Origin of the sequence: Streptomyces sp. 13-12-16, from assembly GCF_002114215.1 — a bacterium.
Taxonomy (GTDB): domain Bacteria; phylum Actinomycetota; class Actinomycetes; order Streptomycetales; family Streptomycetaceae; genus Streptomyces.
Genome location: NZ_NCTE01001457.1, coordinates 1 through 588 on the forward strand (window position 1 = coordinate 1; position 588 = coordinate 588).

The window sequence follows — 588 nt, forward strand, 5'->3', positions numbered from 1 at the left end:
CGCCTGCCCAGTCGGCCGCGGGCAGCCGTGCCGCTGGGGCGGCACGGGTGGGCGCTGGGGGTACCCCCTCCGGGGGAGGCACCCCGCAGGCGCCGGGCGGCGCGAACACCCCCCGCCCAGCCGCGACACCGGGCACCCGACCCCGACACCGCGCCCCCGCACAACCAGCCCCGACACCGTGTCCCGCACAACCAGCCGCCCCCCATCAGAGGAGCGACGGCACCTCCGCCGCGGCGACCTGCCGCGCGGCCCGCTCCAACGCACTGGCGAGCAGCGCCAGATCGGTGGGCCCGTTACCGAGCTCACGAACCTGCCGCCGAGCCGGCGGATCCCCCATCCGATGCCATTCGAGAGGCACGACCGTCGGCCGCAGAGTCGCCGTCCGCGGAATACGACCGGTCACCCGGCCCCCCTGGAACGCCGTCTCACGCCCGTCCGGCCGGACCACCCGTCCCCGCCCCGGCGCCGGCGCCTCCGGCCCGCCCCCCGGCACCACCGCGTCGAGCGCGACCCGCAGGGACGCCTGTCGCACCGGCTCGCTCTGCGCCGTACGGGCGCAGGGCCCGGTGGCCACCACCAGGTGCACGC

The 588-nt window shown here is 78.6% G+C and carries 1 pseudogene; it reads right to left on the bottom strand.

Going from position 1 to position 588, the window contains the following annotated elements:
* Positions 1–205: 205 nt before the first annotated feature.
* Positions 206–588: pseudogene (locus B7767_RS48955) on the bottom strand (cell division protein FtsK); the annotation flags it as partial.